Annotated in this window: 18 protein-coding genes; 9 read left to right on the top strand and 9 right to left on the bottom strand. The window is 38.2% G+C overall.

The annotated features are described in order from the left end of the window. The first annotated feature begins 104 nt into the window (after positions 1-104). Genes gnd through elbB form a run of 3 tightly spaced genes read left to right on the top strand, consistent with a single transcriptional unit; the run spans position 105 to position 2,561 of the window. Entirely contained in the window at positions 105-1,556 is a 1,452-nt protein-coding gene (gnd, locus tag K4L44_10845; protein ID QZE13086.1) for a decarboxylating NADP(+)-dependent phosphogluconate dehydrogenase, read from the top strand. A 17-nt stretch (positions 1,557-1,573) separates the two neighbouring features. After that, positions 1,574-1,864: a hypothetical protein gene (locus K4L44_10840; protein ID QZE13085.1), complete on the top strand. Its 291-nt coding sequence runs from the start codon at positions 1,574-1,576 to the stop codon at positions 1,862-1,864. Positions 1,865-1,907: 43 nt separating this feature from the next. Further along, positions 1,908-2,561 carry an isoprenoid biosynthesis glyoxalase ElbB gene (gene elbB / locus K4L44_10835; protein ID QZE13084.1) on the top strand — a complete coding sequence of 218 codons (654 nt, stop codon included), beginning with the start codon at positions 1,908-1,910 and terminating at the stop codon, positions 2,559-2,561. An 82-nt stretch (positions 2,562-2,643) separates the two neighbouring features. Here the strand turns inward: elbB and K4L44_10830 are convergent, their stop codons facing one another. Both K4L44_10830 and K4L44_10825 read right to left on the bottom strand, forming a co-directional pair. Beyond that, entirely contained in the window at positions 2,644-4,269 is a 1,626-nt protein-coding gene (locus tag K4L44_10830; GenBank protein QZE13083.1) for an alkaline phosphatase family protein, read from the bottom strand. A 25-nt stretch (positions 4,270-4,294) separates the two neighbouring features. Further along, positions 4,295-4,816: a CYTH domain-containing protein gene (locus K4L44_10825; protein QZE13082.1), complete on the bottom strand. Its 522-nt coding sequence runs from the start codon at positions 4,814-4,816 to the stop codon at positions 4,295-4,297. A 315-nt stretch (positions 4,817-5,131) separates the two neighbouring features. On the opposite strand from K4L44_10825, the gene K4L44_10820 reads away from it, so the two are divergent. Further along, complete coding sequence (locus tag K4L44_10820; protein QZE13081.1) at positions 5,132-6,985, top strand: DEAD/DEAH box helicase; 1,854 nt, start codon at positions 5,132-5,134, stop codon at positions 6,983-6,985. 881 nt (positions 6,986-7,866) lie between these two features. Further along, a complete protein-coding gene (locus K4L44_10815) occupies positions 7,867-10,080 on the top strand; it encodes a family 20 glycosylhydrolase (GenBank protein QZE13080.1) in 2,214 nt (737 codons plus the stop codon). A gap of 64 nt (positions 10,081-10,144) precedes the next feature. Here K4L44_10815 and ung read toward each other — a convergent pair whose 3' ends face one another. Then, entirely contained in the window at positions 10,145-10,807 is a 663-nt protein-coding gene (gene ung, locus K4L44_10810) for a uracil-DNA glycosylase (GenBank protein QZE13079.1), read from the bottom strand. A 2-nt stretch (positions 10,808-10,809) separates the two neighbouring features. Continuing rightward, positions 10,810-11,415, bottom strand: a complete 606-nt coding sequence (locus K4L44_10805) for a hypothetical protein (protein ID QZE13078.1) — start codon at positions 11,413-11,415, stop codon at positions 10,810-10,812. Between the two features lie 266 nt (positions 11,416-11,681). On the opposite strand from K4L44_10805, the gene speA reads away from it, so the two are divergent. Then, positions 11,682-13,580, top strand: coding sequence for a biosynthetic arginine decarboxylase (gene speA, locus K4L44_10800; protein ID QZE13077.1), 1,899 nt, complete (start codon positions 11,682-11,684; stop codon positions 13,578-13,580). A gap of 630 nt (positions 13,581-14,210) precedes the next feature. Here speA and K4L44_10795 read toward each other — a convergent pair. After that, positions 14,211-15,806 carry a TIGR00366 family protein gene (locus K4L44_10795; GenBank protein ID QZE13076.1) on the bottom strand — a complete coding sequence of 532 codons (1,596 nt, stop codon included), beginning with the start codon at positions 15,804-15,806 and terminating at the stop codon, positions 14,211-14,213. A 14-nt stretch (positions 15,807-15,820) separates the two neighbouring features. Further along, a complete protein-coding gene (locus K4L44_10790; GenBank protein QZE13075.1) occupies positions 15,821-16,648 on the bottom strand; it encodes a CPBP family intramembrane metalloprotease in 828 nt (275 codons plus the stop codon). 700 nt (positions 16,649-17,348) lie between these two features. Between K4L44_10790 and K4L44_10785 the strand changes: the two genes are divergently transcribed. From K4L44_10785 to K4L44_10775, 3 genes are all read left to right on the top strand, one after another. After that, entirely contained in the window at positions 17,349-18,014 is a 666-nt protein-coding gene (locus K4L44_10785; protein ID QZE13074.1) for a hypothetical protein, read from the top strand. A gap of 1,393 nt (positions 18,015-19,407) precedes the next feature. Further along, positions 19,408-19,608, top strand: coding sequence for a hypothetical protein (locus K4L44_10780; protein ID QZE13073.1), 201 nt, complete (start codon positions 19,408-19,410; stop codon positions 19,606-19,608). Between the two features lie 726 nt (positions 19,609-20,334). After that, the gene (locus tag K4L44_10775) at positions 20,335-20,523 is read left to right on the top strand and encodes a hypothetical protein (protein QZE13072.1); all 189 of its coding nucleotides are present in this window, start codon (positions 20,335-20,337) and stop codon (positions 20,521-20,523) included. A gap of 204 nt (positions 20,524-20,727) precedes the next feature. Here the strand turns inward: K4L44_10775 and K4L44_10770 are convergent, their stop codons facing one another. The 3 genes from K4L44_10770 to K4L44_10760 form a co-directional block, all read right to left on the bottom strand. Continuing rightward, positions 20,728-21,528 carry a hypothetical protein gene (locus K4L44_10770; protein ID QZE13071.1) on the bottom strand — a complete coding sequence of 267 codons (801 nt, stop codon included), beginning with the start codon at positions 21,526-21,528 and terminating at the stop codon, positions 20,728-20,730. Between the two features lie 122 nt (positions 21,529-21,650). Then, positions 21,651-22,748 (bottom strand): DUF3696 domain-containing protein, encoded by a 1,098-nt coding sequence (locus K4L44_10765; protein ID QZE13070.1) that lies wholly within the window; start codon positions 22,746-22,748, stop codon positions 21,651-21,653. Next, on the bottom strand, positions 22,745-23,689 hold the full coding sequence (locus K4L44_10760) for a hypothetical protein (protein ID QZE13069.1): 945 nt from the start codon (positions 23,687-23,689) through the stop codon (positions 22,745-22,747). The genes K4L44_10765 and K4L44_10760 overlap by 4 nt, the downstream gene beginning before the upstream one ends. Positions 23,690-23,884 lie beyond the last annotated feature (195 nt).

The following is a 23,884-nucleotide window of genomic DNA, read 5'->3' as shown; positions in this document are numbered from 1 at the left end:
TCTCGTTACATTTGTTCATGTCATATTTACCCATGATAGGCATCCGTCATCATTGAGTAAGACTATAAGATTATTGTTTAAATAAGTTTTAGAGAAGAAATAATATGAAAAAAGCAGATATAGGATTAATAGGATTGGCTGTGATGGGAGAGAACCTCGTTCTCAATATGGAGAGTAAAGGTTATACTGTGGCTGTTTTTAACCGTACAGTCTCTAAGGTGGAGCATTTTGTTCAAGGTAGAGGAAAAGGAAAGAACTTTATTGGTGCCGACTCATTAGAATCTTTCGTTGCCTCCTTAGAAAGACCACGTAAAGTGATGATGCTTGTTAAGGCAGGTGCAGCTGTGGATGCTTTGATTGATCAATTGATGCCACTTCTCGAGCCAGGAGATATTATTATTGATGGTGGAAATTCTCACTACCCAGATACTATTAGAAGAACTAAAAAGGTTACATCTCATGATCTTTTATATGTCGGTAGTGGTGTATCAGGTGGCGAAGAGGGAGCACTTCTTGGGCCTTCATTAATGCCAGGTGGTTCACCAGAAGCATGGCCACTTATTAAGGATATTTTCCAAGCTATTTCTGCAAAAGTTGAGGATGGAACTCCTTGTTGTGACTGGGTTGGTGCAGATGGTGCTGGCCATTTTGTTAAGATGGTACACAATGGTATTGAGTATGGTGATATGCAAATTATTAGTGAAGCCTACGACTTGATGAAGAGAGTGTTGCAACTATCCCATGATGAGATGAGTCGTATCTTTACGGAGTGGAATAGAGGAGATTTGGATAGTTACCTTATCGAGATCACTTCAGAGATCTTGGCTTATCGAGATGAGAATAACGAACCATTGGTAGAGAATATTTTAGATGCTGCTGGACAGAAAGGTACTGGAAAATGGACTGCTGTTTCTGCTTTAGATGCAGGGATTCCATTGACTCTTATAGGAGAGTCTGTATTTGCTAGATGTCTATCTTCACAGAAATCACTTAGAGTGAATGCAAATGCTGTTTATAACACCCCTGAAATCTCATTTAAGGGCGATGTAAAACAGTTTATTGATGATCTAGAAGCTGCACTGCTAGGAGCTAAGATTGTCTCTTATGCACAGGGATACGACCTGATGAGAGAAGCTGCAAAAGAGAATAATTGGGAGCTCAACTATGGTGGTATTGCTTTAATGTGGAGAGGTGGTTGTATTATTAGATCGGCATTCTTAGGAAAGATTAAGGAGGCTTATGACAACAATCCAACATTAGAACATTTGATGCTTGATGATTTCTTTAGAGAGAAATTGGAGAGAGCTTCTAAAGGATGGAGAAATGTCGTTGCTACGGCAGTAGCAAATGGGATTGCTATACCTGCTCTTTCTTCGGCTTTATCCTATTTTGATGGATTTAGAACAGCGGATTCTCCTGCCAATATGTTACAAGCACAACGTGACTATTTTGGAGCGCATACTTATGAGCGTAAAGACAAGCCAAGAGGTGTATTCCATCATACGAACTGGACTGGTAGAGGAGGGGATACTGCTTCTTCAACATATAACGTATAACAATTTATAAAAAAAATATGAACGAGTGGGTATATTTAATCCTTGGTTGCTGGAGTGTCTCTGCACTATTTGTGTTCTTTAGACCAGCTCCAGTACCTAAAAAGGGAATAATTGCCAAATTCTTTAATTGGATATTGAACTATGCGCAATCTGTCGCATGGTTCATTTTTGGTTTTTACTGTTTAGTACATTATCAGCAAGCAGCATGGTGTTACGACATCTCTAATGCGATGCTTATCTTTGCAGGAGCATTATACTCTCTCTTCTTGGGTGCCTTGTTACATGTCAAGTTTAGCAGAGGTAGATAGTATCTCGTTTTGAAAATAATATTCAAATTAAATAGATATCATTATGAAAAAAGTGGCAGTAATCTTATCTGGTTGTGGTGTTTTTGATGGATCGGAAATCCATGAAGCAACCTCTACATTAATTGCTCTTTCGATGAGAGGAATCGAAGCACAATGTTTTGCTCCTGATATTCCACAGTATCATGTGATAAATCACTTGACTGGAGAGGAGATGCAAGAGGACAGAAATGTACTGGTTGAGTCTGCTCGTATTGCAAGAGGAGATATCAAAGAGATAGGAGAGTTTAGTGCTGAAACTTTTGATGCAGTTATTTTTCCTGGTGGTTTTGGTGTTGCGAAAAACCTATCTACGCTTGCTTTTGATGGTGCTGCATGTGAGGTCAATGAAGATATTCGTAAGGTAATCTTATGGATGGTTCAGTTAGAGAAACCTATTGGGGCACTATGTATCTCGCCTGCGATGATTGCCAAAGTACTTCCTCAAGCGGATGTAACTATCGGGAATGATCCTGATACAGTTAAGATGATCGAAGAGATGGAAGGTGTTCATCATAGGACAGATAATTGTGAGGTAATTATCGATGCAAAGTATCGCCTTGTTACTTCTCCTTGTTACATGTTGAATGCTTCGATTGCAGAAGTGTTCCAAGGAGCTTTGAATATGGTGGATGAGATTATCCAACTTTGGAACGAATAGGATTGTATTACGATACAGTATGTAAAAAAGGCGAATCTCTTTATATGAAAGAGATTCGCCTTTTTTATTTTGGTTCTATCAATTAGTCTCTTTTTACAGGGATAATGGCTTTCCCACTACAACTACTTGGTGATGGAATGGATAGCAGATAGCTAATGGTTGGAACTAGATCAATGGTATTGTATTGTTTCGGATCGAGTGCTCTTTGAACCCCATTTCCAAGAAATAGAAACATCCCTTGTTTCTCTCCGTAATAAGATGGCGAACTATATCTATCTTTTACTGCCCAGTCTGACTTCAGCTTGTAAACCACATCTCCCGACCTTTTGGCATTGAAACCATGGCTAAAAGGAGCATTTACTTTTGATGTGAAGTCTGTTTGTAACAGGGTTGAGGCACTCCATGCTTGTGCTACCGCTTCAAAATCCTTTAAAAATAGTGCGGTCTCTTTTTGAAAAGTAGAGATATCAAGTTTACGTTTTCTGATCAGTTCGCGATCAAAAAATATCTGTTGGTTATCTGACATTAATATCCAATTGCCTTTTTCGAAACGTATATTCAAAAATGATTTAAGTAGGGCTGTAGCGGAACTTGGATCAAAATAAGAGACTGGCATTTTTAGCTCTTCTTTAAGATATTCAATTCCATATTGCGTTGGGTTAAAGTTTGCCAACGAAACGAGGTAATTCCCTTTGCCATATTTTTGATCCATGAACTTGAGTAGAGAGGCGATGTTTGCATCTAATCTTAGAAAAGTGTCCTCCATCTCCATAGACGTTGGCCCAAAGTGAATTGCCTGTTTGTCCATCGTTGAGAATATAACATTTAACTGATCTAATGTCTTATTTTTTCCAAAAGCTTCAGAAACAAGAAGTTGTTTTGTGAAATCTGTTACAAGTTGATTCCCAAAGGGAGTCGATTTCAGGATCTTGAAGCTCCCGCTCTTCTCTACTAAATTCTCGATGTTGTGGGGGAAAGAGTTGTATCTTTGTGCATACCCTTTTTCTAAGATATAGTCATCCTCAATACTCTCTGAATACTCTGTAGAGGGCAGTAGTGGCTCCCATTTGCGAGAAGCATAATCATCGATCAATCTTTTTTTATTAAAAAGAAAAGCCCACTCTGGAAAAGTCTCCAAAAAGAAGGACGAAGAGATGAAGTTACCACTTTGATTATCTAACCAATAAGCACCTTCGGATTTATGTCCTGAAGCCAAAACTGCTGTATTTCGATTCAATGAGACAGTATAAGTTCGGTTTTTCTGAAGAGAGATCTTATTTATCTGGTCTGAAAGGGTCGAAACCAAAAGGTTTTTAGAGGAGGCTTTTCCCTCATCAGAGTCACTACCCACTGTAAAGAAGTATGGATCCTCTACTGCTTGTACCTTGCTGCTGTTCAGCCAATCATACCATTGATCACTGACAATTCCGTGCGACTGAGGCCAAGTTCCTGTTGCGAGAGTGGCTATAGAGCTAGATCTTTCCATGACAGATTGACTCATCTCTACATTGCTACAGACATATCCATCATTATAGAATCTTTTGAAACCATCCTCTCTTAGGTGTGACCAAAAGCGAGTGATATAGTCGTTTCGCATATTCTCAACAAAGATATTCACCACCACTTTTGTATTGGTATCCTGTGCTAAAGAGGCGGTGTAGGTGAAGATTGCGAAAAGTGATAAAGCGATTCGTGTAAAAAATTTCATTATGTGTGTTGTGTTATTGATTATTTTATTCCCATTTCGAAAAAGGATGTAGACATAGTTGAGAGTTAAAATATCTAGGATCTTCAGAAACCTCTTCGATTGCCCATGGTGGAGTAGAGAATGTTTCATTAGAGCTATTGAGTTCGATCTCAGCCATTCTTAATCCACTATTTTCTCCTTCAAAAATATCTAGTTCCCATAGGTGCCCATGGTGTTGTATATAATAACGTCTTTTAGATATTTTATGTGGGGTCATCTCCAACATCTGTTTTGCTTCGAGTACCGGAATTTTATATTCGAATTCCTCTCTTTCAATACCTTTGTTTCGTCCCTTAATCGTAATAAAAGCATGATCATCTTTAACTCTTATACGAACTGTTTTATCTGGATCAGTAGACAGGTATCCCTGTTCTATGATAGAGAATGTGTATTTGTCAAGATCGATATCTTCTGATACAATATATTTTCTTTCTATCTCTTTCCCCATCGTAATGCTTCGATTATATATATTATCTAACTCTATGTTTTCAAAGGTAGCTATAACCATTCTTTGTGACAAACAAGGATCTAAAAAAGCCTTTCGAATATCTATTATTATGGTTTCTTATGGTCTTATGAGGTCGTATTTTTGTGTAATTATTTAGAAAAAGAGAGGACGGTTTGCTTCTTGTTTCGTGTCCAACTTTCCTAATTACTCTCTGCTTTCTATCCTCTTAGAGAAAGGTTTTTGAATGCTTTAATCTTAAGTTCCTGATTATGAGATGTTTTTATCTTTTAGTTGCGATTGCAATATAAAGTTTACAATAAGTTGTGAAGCTGAATAAAATAGTCTATTTTTGCAGTCTTATTTTTTAGAGAACATATGAGTTTTGAAACATTAGGATTACGCGAAGAGTTGGTTTTAGGAGTAAAAGAGTTAGGTTTTGAGAAACCTACACCAATTCAGTCTGAAGCGATCCCTTTATTGCTAGAGGAGCAGTCTGATTTTGTCGGATTGGCTCAAACGGGAACTGGGAAAACCGCAGCATTTGGTCTGCCATTATTGAATAGTATTGATTCTACTATTAGTGACACACAGGGTGTCATTGTCTGTCCTACACGTGAATTGTGTCTTCAAATCGAGAAAGATTTGAATAATTTCTCCAAGAAAATGTCTTGGATCCGTGTCGTGTCTGTATATGGTGGGGCTAATATTGCATTGCAAATTAGAGAACTAAGGAAAGGTGCACATATTATTGTTGCTACTCCTGGACGTTTTGTTGACCTAATCAACCGTGGTAAAGCACAGTTGAGTCAAGTGAGGGTTGCAGTGTTAGATGAGGCTGATGAGATGTTGAATATGGGATTTAAGTCAGAATTAGATGCCATATTGAGTGCCACACCAGCTCATCGATCGACTTGGTTGTTTTCTGCAACCATGCCATCTGAAGTAAAAAGGATTTCAAGAGACTACATGTCCAACCCAAAAGAACTTTCGGTTGGTGCAGTTAATGAAACTTCAAATAATATTTCACACGAATATTATCCTGTTAAAGAAAGAGATCGTTATGAAGCATTAAAACGTGTTATCGATTTTCAGCCAAATATCTATGGTGTTGTTTTCTGTCGTACTAGAATGGAAACACAAGAGATTGCTGATAAATTGATGAGAGACGGATATAGTGCTGATTCTCTTCATGGTGATTTGTCTCAAGCACAAAGAGACTCTGTGATGAAATCATTTAGAAAGAAACGCATTCAAATGTTGGTGGCAACAGATGTTGCTGCTCGTGGTATTGACGTTTCTGATCTTACACATGTTATTCACTATAAGTTACCTGATGATCCAGAGGTGTATACTCACCGTAGTGGTCGTACTGGTCGTGCTGGTAAAAAGGGAACTTCTGTTGCCTTTATTACAAGCAAAGAACTACGTCGTCTGCAGGATATTCAGAGAATGGTGAAAGCAAAATTTGTGGAGAAAGAGATTCCTTCTATCGAGGATATCTGTCAATCTAAGTTGTATTCACTTGTTGATAACTTGAAAGATGTTACTGTTCATGATGAAGAGATTGATCAGTATATCGAAAAAGTATCTGAAAAGCTTGATGAGTTGTCAAGAGAAGAATTGATCAAAAAGATTGTATCTAAAGAGTTTAATCAATTCTTAGATTATTATCGTGATGCTCGTGATATCTCTTGTACTTTCAAACAGCTTTCTAAGAGATCTAGAGAAGATCGTGGTGCACGCACTAGCTCTACTTCTACTTCTAAAAGTGGTATGTCTCGTTTCTTTATCAATGCGGGGCATCTTGATGGGTTGAATAAAGGTGCTTTGGTTCGTATCATCTGTGAATCTTCTAGTATGAGAGGTCATATGATTGGTGCGATTGATATCAAATCGGCTTATTCATTCTTCGAAGTAGAGAATAGCTCTGAAGATCAAATTATAAATTCTTCTTCTAGCTTCGAATTCGAAGGAAAAGGACTTAGAGTGGAGAAAGCCGAAGGTGGTGGAGAGCGTCGTCGTGGCGGTTCTGATCGCAGAGGTGGAGAACGTCGTGGTGGCTCTTCTGACCGTAGAGGTGGAGAACGTCGTGGTGGTTCTGACCGTAAAGGTGGAGAACGTCGTAGTGGTAGACGTGGATTCAGCGGTGGTGATGATAACATCCATGATAATGGAGGTGGTAGCCGTCGTTTTGGAAACAAAAGACGTAGTTTTAAAAGAAGCAACTAATAGGCTTATTTTAGTGACTTACCATATAAAAGGCTGTAACATTTATGTTACAGCCTTTTTTGTTTTTAGCCCTCTATTTCATCTGTTTTTGCCGTTTATAGTATGTAAGTATCCATAACATAAATTTGCTCTCATATAATATACCTGACTCTTTTTTGTCTCTTTAAATTATTGTAATAATCTCTTTGTTGTTACTATCCTTTCTTGATATGAGATTAAACACCAACTCTTTTTTACTCATCTAGTCCTATCTCGGATGATGACTCTAAATGTAGAAGTCGATAGAATACCTTACAAAATGCCAATAACCGAACGTTTCTGTTACAACTCTTTTTTAATACATATCATTACAGTGTATAATTAATATGTTTATTCTATTTGTACTGTCCTCTATAATAATTGGCTTTTTTTTTAAATAATTTTTAAAAAAAGGATGTGCATAAACATTATTGTAAAAGTTAAAAGATGTAATAAAAAGTATTGGTGTATTCTTTCTCTTTTACTTCATCTTTGTGCCGATTTTCATCTGTCTTTTCTGTAAATAGTTTCATCCTATTTATTTGGCTTTATGCTGTTTGTGATGGATCATTTTGCTTTATATATAATATGTTGTTTCTTGTTTTAAGTCTCTGATTATGATTAATTAATAAATTATGATTAATGAAATATTTAGTAATGTTAACTATTGTTTGTTTTCATAAAATTGTATTTGATTAAGAGTATTTATTTCTCGTTCATAATGCGAATTACATAATTTGGATAATCATATTAATTATGTAATTTAGTTGGTGTAAGGCAGGATATAGAATTCTGCTTTTTATGTTAAGATTGTTGATGTGATATAAAAGGAACTTTTATATCACAAGTAAAATTATATAATTATGAAGCATCTGTTGCGTTGTGTTCTTTTAATTCTACTGTTTTCAGGTTGTCAAACAGAGAGTACGAATAAGAAGTTGTATTCGATAATTCCATCACCTTTCTCTGTCACCAATGGAGAAGGGTATTTTACGTTGGGAGATAATATTACCTATAAGAGTAACAGTGCTTTTATCCTGTTGCAAGAGAAAGAGCTCTCACGATTTATCCATGGCTATTGTAATGTGAAAATATCAAAAGCACCTTCGTTTAAGGATGCTGATATTAAGATCACTTACGATAGAAAACTTGGTTTTGCCAAAGACGCTTACTCTCTGAAGATATCCGACGATGGAATTAATATCAAGGCAGGTGATACTGGGGGTATTATCTATGCGATTACAACCTTAAGACAATTGGTTAAGGTGGATAAGAAAGGGAACTACTGTTTTCCATGTGTCTACATCCGGGACAAACCTACTTATTCCAACAGAATGTTTCGTTTAGATGTTAGCAAGCGCTATATGCCAACTTTAGAGTTGAAGAAAATCATGGATTATATGGCATTTTCTAAGATGAACAAGCTTATCCTTGTTTTGGGTAAAGGAGAAAATCTTCGATTAAATTTGCCTTCGTTTCCAAACTTAAACAGTCATCCTAAAGAGTCGTACAGCCATAATGATATCTCGAATTTAATTCATTATGCCAAACGTCGTAACATTACAATCATTCCAGAAGTAGATCTGTTTTTTGATAATGAAATGGTAAAATCACATTATCCTCAATATTGTGATTACTCTTCTTATGATGATGCGATCGATAAAACAGATTATCATGTGAAGTGCTATTTAAATATAACGGATCAGATGGTGCATAAATTCGTAACAAAAGTTTACGATGAAGTGACTACTCTATTTTCTGCAAAAAATATCTGTATAGGAAATGTTCGCGAATTAGAGATCAACTCTGAGGTAGGTGAGTCTTCATTAATTGATCCAAAGAGGGACGAACTAATCGATAAATATAATGAGAATCTATCCCTATTATTAAAAAAGATAGATGCCGACTTCTATGCCAAAGGGATAGAGTTGATCTTTATGAATGATGGTTGGAAATATTCTGATCGCAAGAATGCTCTCTCTATTGTGACCCAATCTACAGCGGCTTCTTATCTGAACCTAAAGAAGGGAATGCGTGTTGTGGAAGCTCCGATTACTCTTTATAACTTAGACAAGCCACAAAACCTTTCGGAAATGAAGAATGGTATTCATGAATCCGAATTAGTAACATTAAATGATGTGTATGAGTTTAATCCACATGTCGAAGGAAACTTTATTGATAAAAATGATGTAGTCGGTTCATGTGCTTTAATGGATGCTTCAAAATCATCCTCTTTCGATGAGATGACAACAAAGATATTTCCACGTCTTTTGGCTATTTCGGATAGAGGTTGGATGGGAACAAACCATACCAATTGGAATCGATTTAGAGAGGATATCTTTGAGTATGAGAAGTTGCTCTCTTATTATCATGTAGAATATGGTCAACTTTCTAGGGTTGTTTACTCTTATAATGATTTTAATGAAGCGGGACAGCTTGTTCTACATATGTTCAATGAGGATGGATCTCCAATACATTTTACATTAGATGGAAGAACTCCAACGACCATGTCGCCTATGTATGAGGAACCTATTGTTATTGATAATGATTATGACCTGAAAGCTTGTTCTTTTGACAAGAATGATAATCCGGGGGTAATGCTAGACAAACACTTTCTAAAACATCTTGGTATTCACCGCTATATTACAGTGAAGTATCCATTCTCTAAGCTTGATGGAAGTGGTGGTGGAATGAATATCAGTGATGGGTATACTCGCCTTTTCCAGCGTATGGATCTTAGCGACGTGGATGTGTCCATGGATCTTGGAGGTTTGCATCCTCTCTCTAAACTCTCTTCTAACTGGTTGGTGGATCTGTCTAAAGGTGCTTTTATGCCGTCTTCTGTGACCTATATGATCTCTACGGATGGAAAGTCGTTCAAGACGATCTTCAAGGAGGTATATGAACAGGAAATCCATAATAGAACGCGACATGTGGTGAACGTTTCATGTTTCCCTAAAGGAACCAAAGCACGTTATATTAGATTGATTGCAAAGAATCTTCGTATTGTTCCTATGTGGCACGAGAAAAGAGGAGATTATGCTTCAATATATGTTGATGAATTGATTGTAGAGTAAAATGTAAGATTGTTACATTGAAGAGAAGGAGGTTGTCATCTATAAAAATGACAACCTCCTTTTTTTACCACGCGATAGGTGTCTGTTGATGACTTTCGAGGAACGTGTTTGTTTGAGAAAATGGTTTGGTTCCGAAAAAACCTCTATGTGCTGAAAGGGGGCTAGGATGCACCGCTTTTAGAATTAGATGCTTTTGCGAATCAATAAGACTTGCCTTCTTCTGTGCATAGGCTCCCCATAAGATAAAAACCACATGCTCTTTCTCTTGAGAGATCGTCTGTATCACACTATCGGTAAATACTTCCCATCCCTTCTTTTGGTGTGACCCTGCTTTCGAGGCCTCTACTGTTAAGGTGGCATTGAGCATAAAGACTCCCTGTTTTGCCCAATGGATAAGGTTGCCATTGGTGGTATAAGGAACTCCTACATCCGACTCTCTCTCTTTAAAGATATTGCGGAGAGATGGAGGAAGTGTGATTCCTTCGTTTACCGAAAAGCATAGTCCATGGGCTTGATTTGGACCATGGTATGGGTCTTGTCCAAGGATGACCACCTTCACTTGTTCTAATGGGGTAAGCTCGAATGCCTCGAAGAGGTTTTTTTCAGGAGGATATACCGTATGTTCTTTATAAGCCTGTTTTACAAACTCCGCAAGCTCTCCAAAATAGGCTTTGTCAAACTCTGTCTGCAATACTCTTTTCCAAGAGTTATTCATTTTTACTTCCATCGTTAACTATTTCTTGTGTGTTTTACATAGCTTAAAAATGCCCACTGATATCTCTCTGGAGAGGACAGTTTGCGTCTCTTCTTTAGCTCTATCTTCTCTTTCTCTATGATTGTCTTGTGGCATGATTTTTTCGAGAAGGTTAGCACTAGTCCTGTGGAGATATGGTGGTTCTCAAAAGGGAGTAGTCGGGTGTAAAAGATCATTTCTTCGGCATTGGCATGCGAAAGGTTGATGTCTACCATCGATATCTCTCCTCCTTTGGGGTTTAAGAGATCTTTAAGTATCACCTCGTTGCTTTCCCTTTTGCATGCCACCACCTCATATAGAGAGTGGATGCTTTGGGTCATCGATGCCGCTATTTTCTCTTCATTCTCGTTTGTATATTGTACAATCTGTGCTCCCTGAGGAGATAGTTTCTCGTAAAAACAATATTCAAAAAAGATAGCCCTATCTTCCTCTTCAGGAAAGTGTAGGGTGTTGTTTTTCCATAAACCTAATTTTTGTGCACTACCCACTATTTGGGCTTGTGGAATACGATCCCATTGGAATGCTCGCTGAAAGATTTGATGCATCTGAGACCGTATCTCGGTATATCTACTTGAGTCCATGTTAAGAATATTTTTGCCCTACAAAAGTATCATTTATATCGATGAAATAGAAGCCCTCCTGCTACTCAAAAAACGTTTGTTCTCTCTTGATGGATATTGAAAAAGTGTGCTTTGTTTCATTAAATAATCTAAATGGAAGCCATGCCTCTTCTTTTTTTGTATTTTTGCACATTGCTTTTGCAATCAATGGTAGGGATGGTCCCCTCCTTTATTTTCAGTTATTATCTAAGTAGAAGCGAACGCTTTTACGGTTAATTGTTATAAAAATGAGAAAGTGGAATGTGGAGGATTCACTAGAACTGTATAATATGCAGGGCTGGGGTATTAACTATTTTTCGATCAACGAAAAAGGAAATGTACAGGTAACTCCGAGTAGAGATGGGCGAGCCATCGACCTGAAGGAGTTGCTCGATGAGTTGCAGATGAGAGATGTCGCTACTCCTGTGCTATTGCGTTTCCCAGATATTCTAGATAGTCGTATAGAGGAGATGTACCGATGTTTTCGTCAAGCCTCTGTAGAGAACCACTATCAAGCGAACGCTTATACTATCTTCCCTATAAAGGTGAATCAGATGCAGCCTGTCGTAGAGGAGTTGGTTTCCCATGGAAAGAAATTTAATATAGGTCTAGAGGCTGGTTCTAAACCAGAACTACATGCCGTTATTGCAAATAATACCGACACCGACTCTTTGATTGTCTGTAATGGTTATAAAGACGAAGACTATATCGAATTGGCACTTCTTGCCCAAAAGATGGGCCGCCGTATCTTTATCGTGGTAGAGAAACTCAATGAACTGAAGCTGATTGCCGAAGTTTCCGAAAGACTTCATGTTCGACCTAATATAGGTATCCGAATAAAACTCTCCAGCTCTGGTAGTGGAAAATGGGAGAGCTCTGGTGGCGACTCTAGTAAATTCGGTTTGAATACTAGTGAGTTGATGGATGCTGTCTCTATTTTGGAACAGAATGATTTAGTGGACTGTTTTAAGTTGATCCATTTTCATATTGGAAGCCAAGTAAATAAGATTCGTCGTATTAAAATAGCCCTTAAAGAGGCTGCCCAATTCTATGTGCAACTTCGAAAGATGGGTATCGGGGTAGAGTATGTTGACATCGGAGGGGGGCTAGGAGTGGACTACGATGGGACACGCTCTTCAAACTCTGATAGCAGTGTAAACTATAGCATTCAGGAGTATGTGAATGATGCAGTGTATGCGATGGTCGATGCCAGCGATAAAAACGAATTGCCTCATCCGAATATCATCACCGAATCAGGACGCTCCTTAACAGCACACCACTCTGTGTTGATCTTTGACGTACTAGAATCCACTTCACTGCCTAAATGGAACAAAGAGGAGGTGCTGTCAGATGAGATACATGAAAATGTTAGAGACCTTTGTAATATTCTAAACAAGCTTTCACAGCCACACCTCTTAGAGGATTGGCATGATGCCTTACAAATTAGAGAAGAGTCGTTAAATCTGTTTAGCTTAGGATTGTTGGATATCAAAGAGAGAGCTTTGGTTGAACGTCTTTTTTGGTCTATTGCTAGAGAGGTGGTGAAGATGTCTCAACGACTGAAACATATTCCAAACGAACTAGAGGGCCTTCCTCAGCGTTTGGCTGATAAGTACTTCTGTAACTTCTCTCTTTTTCAGTCTCTTCCTGATTCATGGGCCATAGACCAGTTGTTTCCTATTGTCCCTATTCAACGTCATACGGAGAATCCAGATAACTATGCTACCATTCAGGATATCACTTGCGATTCGGATGGTAAGATTGATAACTTTATCGTCACCACCAACTCCTCTCAGACCTTGCCTGTGCACTCTTTGAAGGAGGGGGAGAACTACTATATTGGTGTATTTCTAGTAGGGGCTTACCAGGAGATTCTAGGAGATCTTCATAACCTCTTTGGCGACACCAATGCGGTGCATATCTCTCTTACGGACGAAGCTTATTCTATTGATCAAATTATCGATGGAGAGACAGTTGCTGAGGTGTTGGATTATGCCCAATACAACCCAAAAAAACTCGTCAGAGCAGTGGAGACTTGGGTAACTTCTTCTGTCAAGTCAGGTCGAATCACGGCAAAAGAGGGGCGTGAGTTTCTTGCCATATATCGATCAGGTCTTTATGGCTACACCTACCTTGAAAAAGAGTGACAAAAAGGTATTGATGCACCATTATTGTTGCATCGTTGTTTACGATGTAATGTGATGATGCATCATTATTGATGATACAAGATGTTGCTGCAACCCCTGGGAACCGCGGAGCTCCTGCTTCGTGTGCACGAGACCTCGTGCAAAAATAGTAGTATGCAACATATAGATACATCATACGGAAGCAGGAGCTTCCTAACTCCCAGGTGTTGACGCTTCGTGATTGATGCTAGATTGTGATGAGGCTTCATTATTGATACTACTTTGTGTTGTCGCTTCTTTGTTGAGGTTACATTGTATTGATGCTAGATTGTGATGAGGCTTCATTATTGATACTACTTTGTGTTGTCGCTTCTTTGTTGAGGTTACATTGTGTTGACACTTCTTTATTGATGTTACAAGATATTGTGTGGTAGAAACATATTTACGGGATTGCTATTCTTATGGCTTTATAGCTACCATATATGAATATAAGAAAGATATCTGTTTCTGCGGTTTTGTTGGATTCACCTTAAATATCGCCTGATCCAAGATATTTCTCTCTGATACATCATGATGAGGCATGTCTCAGAGAGAATTTTTTGATGTTTGAATACAAAAAAAGAGGAACTTCTTAGTTCCTCTTTCTTCTATTTAAAATCCATTCAGTGTCATGGTGACTGTTGGAATCAGTAGTAGAAAACCGATCAAAATCAATATCACCATCAGTGGCGTAATCCACTTTACCCATTTAGGGAAAGGAATTTTGGCCACTCCTAGTACGCCCACAAGAATACCTGAGGTTGGGGTGATCATATTGGTGAATCCATCTCCAAATTGAAAGGCCATTACAGTGGCCTGTCTAGAGATTCCAATAAGGTCCGAAAACTGTGCCATCATAGGCATCGTAAGGGCTGCTTTTCCAGAGCCTGAAGGGATGATGATATTCAAACACGACTGGAAGAAATACATCATTCCAACCGAAGATACTTTCCCCATATCATTCATGGCGGTAGAGATGCTATGCAAGATGGTGTCGATAATAAGCCCTTGTCTTAAGATTACGATGATCCCACCTGCCAAACCAACGACTAATGCTGCCGACAGAATATCTGCTGCGCCCTCGATAAATAGTTTGGTGATCTTGTTTCCGTTGTTTCCTGCGGCAATCCCACCGAAGATACCCATGGCAAGGAATAGAGAGGCGATCTCTCCTACATACCAGCCATATCCCATCACGCCAACGATCAATAGAAGAATAGTAAAGAATAGGATGTTCAATACAAAATAGTGTACGGTCTTCCTTAATGAGAGTCCACCCAATACAATGAATAGCACAGAGAGAATAGGAAATGCATAAAGAGTGATCTCCGACTGTCCTATCTTTAACACGGTGGTTGGGTGTTGGAACGAAGTCGCTACAAGAAAGGCTGAAATCAGTGCATATACCACATAAGCTGCTTTGGGAACATACTGTTCAATGGTATCCTCGCTTGCATCCTTCTTGTCTCTCCAGTATTGATCCTCCTCGTATACCAAAGAGCTCTTAGGACTCTTCTTAATCTTGTTGGCATAACGAAGAATAAATGTAAAGCCTACCAAGTTGATTACGACCCAACAAAACAGACGATACTCAATCCCACTAAAGAGTGGAAGATTCGATAGCCCTTGGGCAATACCGATGGTAAAAGGGTTGAGGATTGCTCCTGCAAATCCCAATCCTGCTGCCACAAAACAGAGAGCGACTCCAAGAATTGAGTCGTAGCCCATCTTGATAGAGAGCGGTACGAAGATGATGATAAAGGCGATGGTCTCCTCACTCATCCCGAAGACGGCCCCAAAGATGCTAAATAGCAACATAATCATCACAAAGATGATGTTGTCTACGCCAATCTTTCGTATCCATCCAATATGTTCGAATCGTTTTAAAGAGTCTAAGAAAGAGGTAATCCCTACATCAATCGATTTGCTGTCGTTGATAATCCAAAAAGCCCCGCCAATAATCAGGATAAAGGCAATGATATCCGCAGCATTGGTGAAACCTTGAAAGAAAGAGGAGAACACTTGCCATGTCTGGGGTTGGCTATCCGTATAGTGAAAAGAGTTGTTTACAACTACCTCACGTTGCACACCATTCACATCGATGACCTCTCTGTTGTACTCCCCGCCTGGGACTATCCATGTCATCACAGCGGAAAATAGTATAATACCAAAAATGATCACATAGGTGTGGGGTATTTTCTTAAGCATATAGATCTGTTTTTTTATTGTGTCGGTCTCTTAAACCAACTTAGTTGATTGTTTTTTCTAGTTGCAAATATAATGGTTAGAAGCATCAAACAGATGACAAAAGTATGGATGATATTATTTTGTGCCGATTTTGTGAGTATCGAGATGGAAGACAACTCTTTATAATAGACAATCGATAGATATACCAATCCGTTGTGGATACTATGTCCAGCGATGGCTGCCCATATAGATCCTGTCTGGGCTCGTAACATTCCTAACACCACTCCTAGAATAGATGCAGGAAGTAGTTGCCACGGATTCATATGGAAAAAACCAAATAGAATGGCAGATATCAAGATTGCCTTTGTCTTAGAGTAGTTGCGTAGAAAACCATTCATCACAATGCCCCTAAAGATAAGTTCCTCAATAATGGGCCCTATCACCACCACTTTGGCTACTCCCATCCATTGAGAAGGAGCCCTCTCAAAAATACGTGCAAACAGTTGGTTAAACCAGTCAGGAACAGGAAGAATACTATTCACCCATAGATTAACATCGTTCATAAAATATTGAAGCGAGACATCCATCAATACAAAAGGCAGCAAAATCCATATCGGAAACATTTTGAACGGAAATACCTCCTTGAATGAAAAGCCCGAGTTTTTATAACCATAATAGAGTATAAAAAGAGTCGAACCGATAAAGATAGGATAGCTTATCAGTGGATTGTTTAAATATGCCGTTTTGTGGTTCAAATCGTATAATGCAATAGGCAATTCTATTGCTGCTTGAATAAAAGTATAGAGGGCAATAATAAATAAAGAGGCCCATATATTGGGATAGAACTGCTTTTGTTGCGTCATATTCGTATCTGTTTTCAATAAAGTCGTGGATGTATCCCCACCAACCGAACGAAGATAGTGAATCACACCTCTTCCTACAATATAACAAATGTTATTTGTTTTTGCTATCTATTTTCCATGTTGCTAGGCCTGATTTGACTATCGGATTTAACATGAATTCCATATGGTTTCCATAAGGTTTCATAGGGGATTGATAGGTACTTTGTTCATGGTTTGTTCATGGTTTGTTCATGGTTTGTTCATCGATTCTTCATCGATTCTTCATCGATTCGGTGAATGAAGCATGAATGAGATTCGCTTGAAAGATGAATAAAATAACTGTTTGGTCCTTATTAATCCCGATGAAGGCACTGTCCAGAAAAGTGTGTAAGACAAAAGGATATATGAATGATAAAGTGATGAAAATAAGGGGTTTTGTTGAAAAAAAAACGTAACTTAAATGTGTCATCTAGTTGAGGTTTAGGGTTTTGTATTGTCGATTTTATAGGTCTTGGCTTTTATAAACCTGAGTCTTCAATTTTTTTGACTCCCATACGATGGATATTACATGTCCTCATCCTCTAATCAGGATGAAGTCAAAAATCAAAAACAGATTTTGTGATTCATGTAGGTCGAATGTATTATCCTGAAGTATTTCCGTTTAAAGAAATATTAAATCCCAATGTGGGACATTTCATAATTGTATAACTAAACTATAAAAATGATGGCCATATTTAAAGATGGACAAATGTCAGGGTTGGTTGGCTCTATTGTACGCTACAACATAAATGGGGTGGAATTAGCTAGATCCTGTCCTAAAAAAAGAAAGAAACAGTCTCCAAAACAACTCACCCAACAGTTAAAGATGAAAATCACCATGCAGTTTCTTCGAGGAATCAAAGAGGTGGTTCATGCTACCTACCCTACAGATAGCCCCTTCTTAAATGGACATGTTCAGGCACGATCTTCGATTCTTCGAAACGCATTCAGTGGAGACTATCCTACGTTATGTTTTCACCCTTCGAAAGTCGAGCTCAGTAGCAATCCAAAGAGAGGTATTCGCTCGATCAAAGCACAGCTAGAAGGAACCCATCTAGACCTGTGGGTAGATCTACATCCACGTTGGTCTAGCAACGACCTATCTTTGATGGTGATTCATGCAGAGGGGGAGGAGAAGATCGTTCCACATCGTCATAGTATGTTGTCATTTCAAGAGGCCCAACCTCTTCGATTGCCACTATGGGCTGCGCCCCACGAAAACGTCGTGCAACACTTCTGGATAATGCTTTATGATACGTTTGGTCAAACCTACTATAGAAGTTGCTATCTAAGCCTCACAGGACAGAATTCAGAACCCAAGGAGTTTCGATATGTAGAAGATGAATGAAATATAATATTTGATAGTGCTCACAAGCTGCGATCATTTGAGGTTGTTTGTGTTTCAAATATAGCCCAATGGTAGTAGTTAATATTTCAACGGTAGAGACAAGGCATTGCCTTGTCTAGGTGCGACATCGGTCGATATAAATTGTCTCAATTTCGAAGTTTCAATATGTTGTAACAACACCTGGGATCCTCGAAGCTCCCGCTTCGAGATTGCACGAGACTTCGTGCAATACTCCCTGAATCTGTAGTTTGAAATATATTGAAGCAACCAACGGAAGCAGGAGCTTCCTAACTCCCAGGTGTTGATGCAACGATGGGTTGATATTCGTATTATTAATATTCGATTTGATGCATGATGGCTTCAAATTCATCTGTTTGTCATAATGTGTCAATTTCGAGGTTCCAATACGTTGTAACAACACCTAGGAGCTTTTGTTTCAATCAGGTTGCTGTGCTTTGACAAGCTCGGCAACCTAAAGTTGAAGGGTGGTTCCTGTGCTTCGACAAGCTCAGCACCCTAAAGTTGAAGGGTGGTCCCTGAGCTTGTCGAAGGGCTTCGAGATTGCACGAGACTTCGTGCAATACTCCCTGAATCTGTAGTTTGAAATATATTGAAGCAACCAACGGAAGCAGGAGCTTCCTAACTCCCAGGTGTTGATGCAACGATGGGTTGATATTCGTATTATTAATATTCGATTTGATGCATGATGGCTTCAAATTCATCTGTTTGCCATGATGTGTCAATTTCGAAGTTTCAATACGATGTAACAACACCTAGGAGCTTTTGTTTCAATCAGGTTGCTGTGCTTCGACAAGCTCAGCACCCTAAAGTTGAAGGGTGGTTGCTGTGCTTGTCGAAGGGCTTCGTGATTGCACGAGACTTCGTGTAATACTCCTTGATTCTGTAGTCTTCAATATATCGAAGCAACCAACGGAAGCAGGAGCTTCCTAACTCCCAGGTGTTGCAGCATCAATGATTGATAGTCATTTATTTACGAATCAATTTGTGGTGATAATTTGTGGTATAGTAGCTGCAACCCCATGTGTTTGCCATGATGTGTCAATCATGATGTTTCCATGTTTGTTGTTATTTATTGAAGTGTCATTTTGTGGTATGGTTTGTTTGTAATGTCATGAAAATTGTCCTAATGAGGGCGAACACATGGGTTCGCAGCTACCACGATGAATTTGCATGGTTCTGATGTAACCTACATTGTGGTTGTTATTTATTAACGATGATGTAAATAATTATGAAAAGTGTTGCATCTCAATCTAGAATTCACGATATTAAATTTTGAAACGATGAAACTATCATGATTAAGTACCAAACAGACAGATGCATGATTATAGTCTTGTGTCTTGATACTTGTGTCACGATACTAATTTTTAAACATATGAAAAAAGTAAAAGGTATATCATGGGGCATTATTACTGGATGCCTTATTGCATTGTATTTATCTGGAGTCATAATTGATATTCCTAATGGCACACATAAAGGAGGATTAATGAGTGCTATTGGAGTATGTATAATAATAAGTATGATGTATGTTATTGTTTCCATAGTTAATTGGGTGTTAAAAAAGAAGCAAATCTGAAATGTTTGACTATTTAAATAAGTAATTGTGAGTAGGTAAAGTCGCTCACAATTACACATGTAAAATTGATTAATGAATGAAAACATTTTTGGTCTGTGTTGTCATTGCATTTGTAATTTAGTTGATACCCTTTTCTTTTAGATTATCATATAAACTTGAACAGCAATCGACACACATAAACTAAAACAGGATAGAAAACGAACATCTAGTACCGTTGACTATATTTTTAAAGCGTACTCGTCTGGTAATAGAAAAGAAGCATGTCTATTGATTTTTTTTATTATCGTGAATTCTAGATTGTGGGTGTGTCATTTTTCTATGAGAGTTATCTAATTTAGTACTTTCAAGCGTAGGCAAATATTCGATTATATAGAGTGTCTGTGATCTGATGATCTATATTGTGGAATTACTTGGGGTTAAAAAAGGTGTAGTAAGTAGTATTTATTGTTTCATTGTAGTTTCAAGGATTGGAAAATAAAGCCTTGGTCTAGCGCTTTTAGTGTGTTGATATGTAAGTATCTAGGGTATTGTTTTTGATTTTGTTTTACGATCCCCAACAAGGGAAATCTTCCTATGTGGGCCATATGTCGATATAATTTGTGTCAATTTCGTGTTTTCAATACGATGTAACAACACCTGGGATCCTCGAAGCTCCCGCTTCGTGATTGCACGAGACTTCGTGCAATACTCCTAGAGTTTGTAGTCTTCAATATATTGAAGAACCAAATGTTGAAGCAACCAACGGAAGCAGGAGCTTCCTATCTCCCAGGTGTTGCAGCATCAATGATTGATAGTCATTTATTTACGAATCAATTTGTGGTGATAATTTGTGGTATAGTAGCTGCAAACCCATGTGGTAACAACACCTGGGATCCTCGAAGCTCCCGCTTCGTGATTGCACGAGACTTCGTGTAATATTCCTTGAATCTGTAGTCTTCAATATATTGAAGCAACCAAATGTTGAAATAACCATAGGAAGCATGCGATTCCTAACTCCCAGGTGTTGCAGCATCAATAATTGTTACATCATTTATTGATGAAGCAATTTGTGGTGAAAACTTGTAAAATGGAAACTGCAAACTGCAAATCACCTTTGTTTAAAGGCCTTTTATCCTGATTCTATTTTTTCCCTTTTTTACCACAAATACCTCTTTGGGGATCTCTTTTGTCTTCGTTTATAATGTCTTCATGATAAAAGATCTCTCCTCGATGATCTCTCTTTCCAAAATATACTTCGAAAGTAGCATGTTGGGTATCGGTTGCCAAATATAGTTTCTTAGACTGAAAGAGTAGCCGTGGTTGTCCTGGACAATCTTTAGACTCTTTCCAGCCATTAACGATGGCGACAATCTTAGATATCTGTTTTATGGTGCTTTTATTTACAGATTGGATTTTAGAATAGAAACCCTTCCAGTTTGAAAAGCCATAAGCTTCAGGAATATGATCGCTTGAGGCTTTGTTGGGCAGTAGGTTCGAATGTTTTGGTTTTGATTTTGTGCTGTTTTGTTTCCATATCTGATATTTCAAAAACACATGTTTCGATGATGCGATATTTCTTTCAAAGTCATACGCTTCATTGGGATGAGTTCTTTGGATTCTATATTGAGAGTGACTCCAGTCGTAATCACTCTCTTTAAAATGTGTGTTAAAGCTCACGACATAGCCTTGCTCTTCTTTGGCTTTTCCTATACCAAAGACCTCTCTGTCTTGAAAAATATGGGTTCCGTTCCACGAGGTAGAAAAAGAGTCACCTAAGAGCATCTGAAACTTTTCTTTTTCTGTTTCGGAGATTTTCTCTTCTTCATATAGCTCCAATAGTGCCTCTTTTACTGTGTAATGATCAGATAGACCGAAGGATGTAAGAAGAGGAAATTGTTCATGAACAATAACTTGAATGTCTTCATCAACACCTTTGGCCAAGACATAAGATAAGGTCGTATGAATAAATTATAGAAGTAATGCTTTTGCCTCCTCTCTATCTTTGGGAAGGAGTACAAAAGATTTATCTAACGAGAGTTCGTTGAAATAGAGGTCGTTTATCATCACATCAATCGGTTTAGATGGCTCTCGAACTCATTGAAATATTTTCTTGCATTGCGATCTAAACGTCCATATTTGTCTATTTCAATCTTGTGTGCTACAGAGAAATGTTCGATATCATCTCTGTCAATATAATAGAGAGTGACCTCATCTTTATCAATCTCTCTCTCTTTGATTGCAATTCTTGTACCATAGATAATATGATCGCTATGCGTTTCACAAAATATCTGTACCCCACTCTTAGCAGCCAAAGCCATTAAACGAGCAAGTTCTGTCTGCCCTTTGGGGTGTATATGCGATTCAGGATTTTCTATCACAAGGATATCTCCCTCTCTGGCTGTAAGGAGTGCGACTAAAACGGAGAATACGTATGTTAAACCAAAACCTGCATTCTTTGGTAGATAGCTAGAGGTGTTGCCATGTGCCGTCACATAAGAGTAGGTTAACTGAATCATATTTCCATTGACACTCTCTGTATTTACAATAATCTTTGGGCTAATCACTCCCAACCATTGGTTTAGTTGGTGTTCTAAAGAGAAAATGTGATCGTCTTCATCGAATGCCAACGCCTTGATGCCTATATTCTCATTTTTGTTTAGATGATAGTAGTGTGGTGCAAACTCACCCTCATTGCCCAATTGGCGTTTATCTATAAGGGATGCATTCATCTCATATACATCTGATGGTTTCATCCTATGTGCGCTCAAATATTTGAATGTATCCTCGGCGAAAAGGGCATGTTCTTTTAACGATTCGTTGTCTAAAGCCTCTCCTTTTATGGATTTTTGACTCTCTAAAGAGGTATCATAAGTTCTCTCAATGGATAGCTGGCTCCCCTCTTCCCACTGTAACATCAGCGAGAGTTGATTGCTAGAAGGGTTTTCGCAGAATATCTCTCGAAATGTTCCTAATTCGATCAGATGGTTGTTTAGGTAGAGGGTGTCGAATGGGGGTTGAAACGATTGTCTTAGCAACAGCAATGATTGGAGTATCGTAGATTTTCCCATTCCATTTAATCCAGTAAAAATATTCAACTTTTTAGTGGTAAGATCTACTTCCTGTAGTGCTTTGAAATTCTCTATCTTTATACGTTTAATCATTGATCGATCCATTTAATCATTTTATTATAAATCTCTTTTGGATTTGCTTTTGTAAACAAACGACTGTTCTCTTTCTTTAAGTAGAAATTGGCCCACTCTTCTAGAAAAATGTCTCTATGGTGACTTATCTCCTCATATTGACTGCTTCCCATATACTCTCCTAGAATATAGATCCAAATAGGGATGGTCTTCTTATTTAGATAGGAGTGTTTTGTGTCTTTAAAAAGATAGGATATTCGTTCCATGCCACGCTTCCATGAAGATAAACCGTGAACTCCCTTATTATTTAATCGAAATACAATTTGCTCTATAGGGGTGTTTAAATTGATCTTTGCCTCTTCTTCTAGAGACATTTTTATCCTGAAATATTCTAATACGAATCGATAAGAAGACTTTGTGTCAAATTGTTTTTTGATAAAATCATAACTACTACCATTCAGCCAATCTTTTAACGCCTCCCTGCATTGTGAGTCTAGCAAGGTCTCTATATATCGGTAGTTTTGCTGTTTTTGTAAATCGGGCACGATGCGTAAAGCTAAGTTGTAGCGTATCTCAGCACTGACTCCTTGATTGATGGTATAGACTTTGAACATCGCTTCAGTGAGCTTTCTTTGTATTCCGAAAGAGAGGTCGGCGAAATAGCATCCATTGAGATTTGGAAAGAAATCCAAAGAGTTCAAACAAAAGTTTCCTTTCAAAAAGCGAGATAGAGAATACAGGCGTTTGTTCCCATCTAATAGAAACCATGCATTTGGATCTGATGCGTCTACATAGAATGGTGTCATCGTAAGTCCTAACAATATGGACTCTATCGACATGCTTTGGTGTCGAGTGTTCCATTCGATATTTTGTTCGAAATGTATCTTTCCTTCTTCGATCAACGTGATCAGTTGATAGGTTCGATATTCATTCTGTCCTATTTTAACGTTTGATGGATGCATCTATTCTGTAATTTCCCCCAATATAATTATTTATAGCATTTTTTACCGCTTGTTTGGGTACATCTGTTTCTAAAAAGGTATACAGCGGAACCGATGATTTGTTCTGTTTCGATAGGTTATTATGGAGCGGATTCTATAATTGTTGTCTGAGTGATTTTCATTATGTAGGAATCACTCCATGTTGTTGATAACAAT

The organism is Prolixibacteraceae bacterium (assembly GCA_019720755.1).
Lineage (GTDB): Bacteria > Bacteroidota > Bacteroidia > Bacteroidales > Prolixibacteraceae > Halosquirtibacter > Halosquirtibacter laminarini.
The sequence above is the reverse complement of the archived record's forward strand: the minus strand, read 5'-3'. Positions and strand labels throughout refer to the sequence as shown.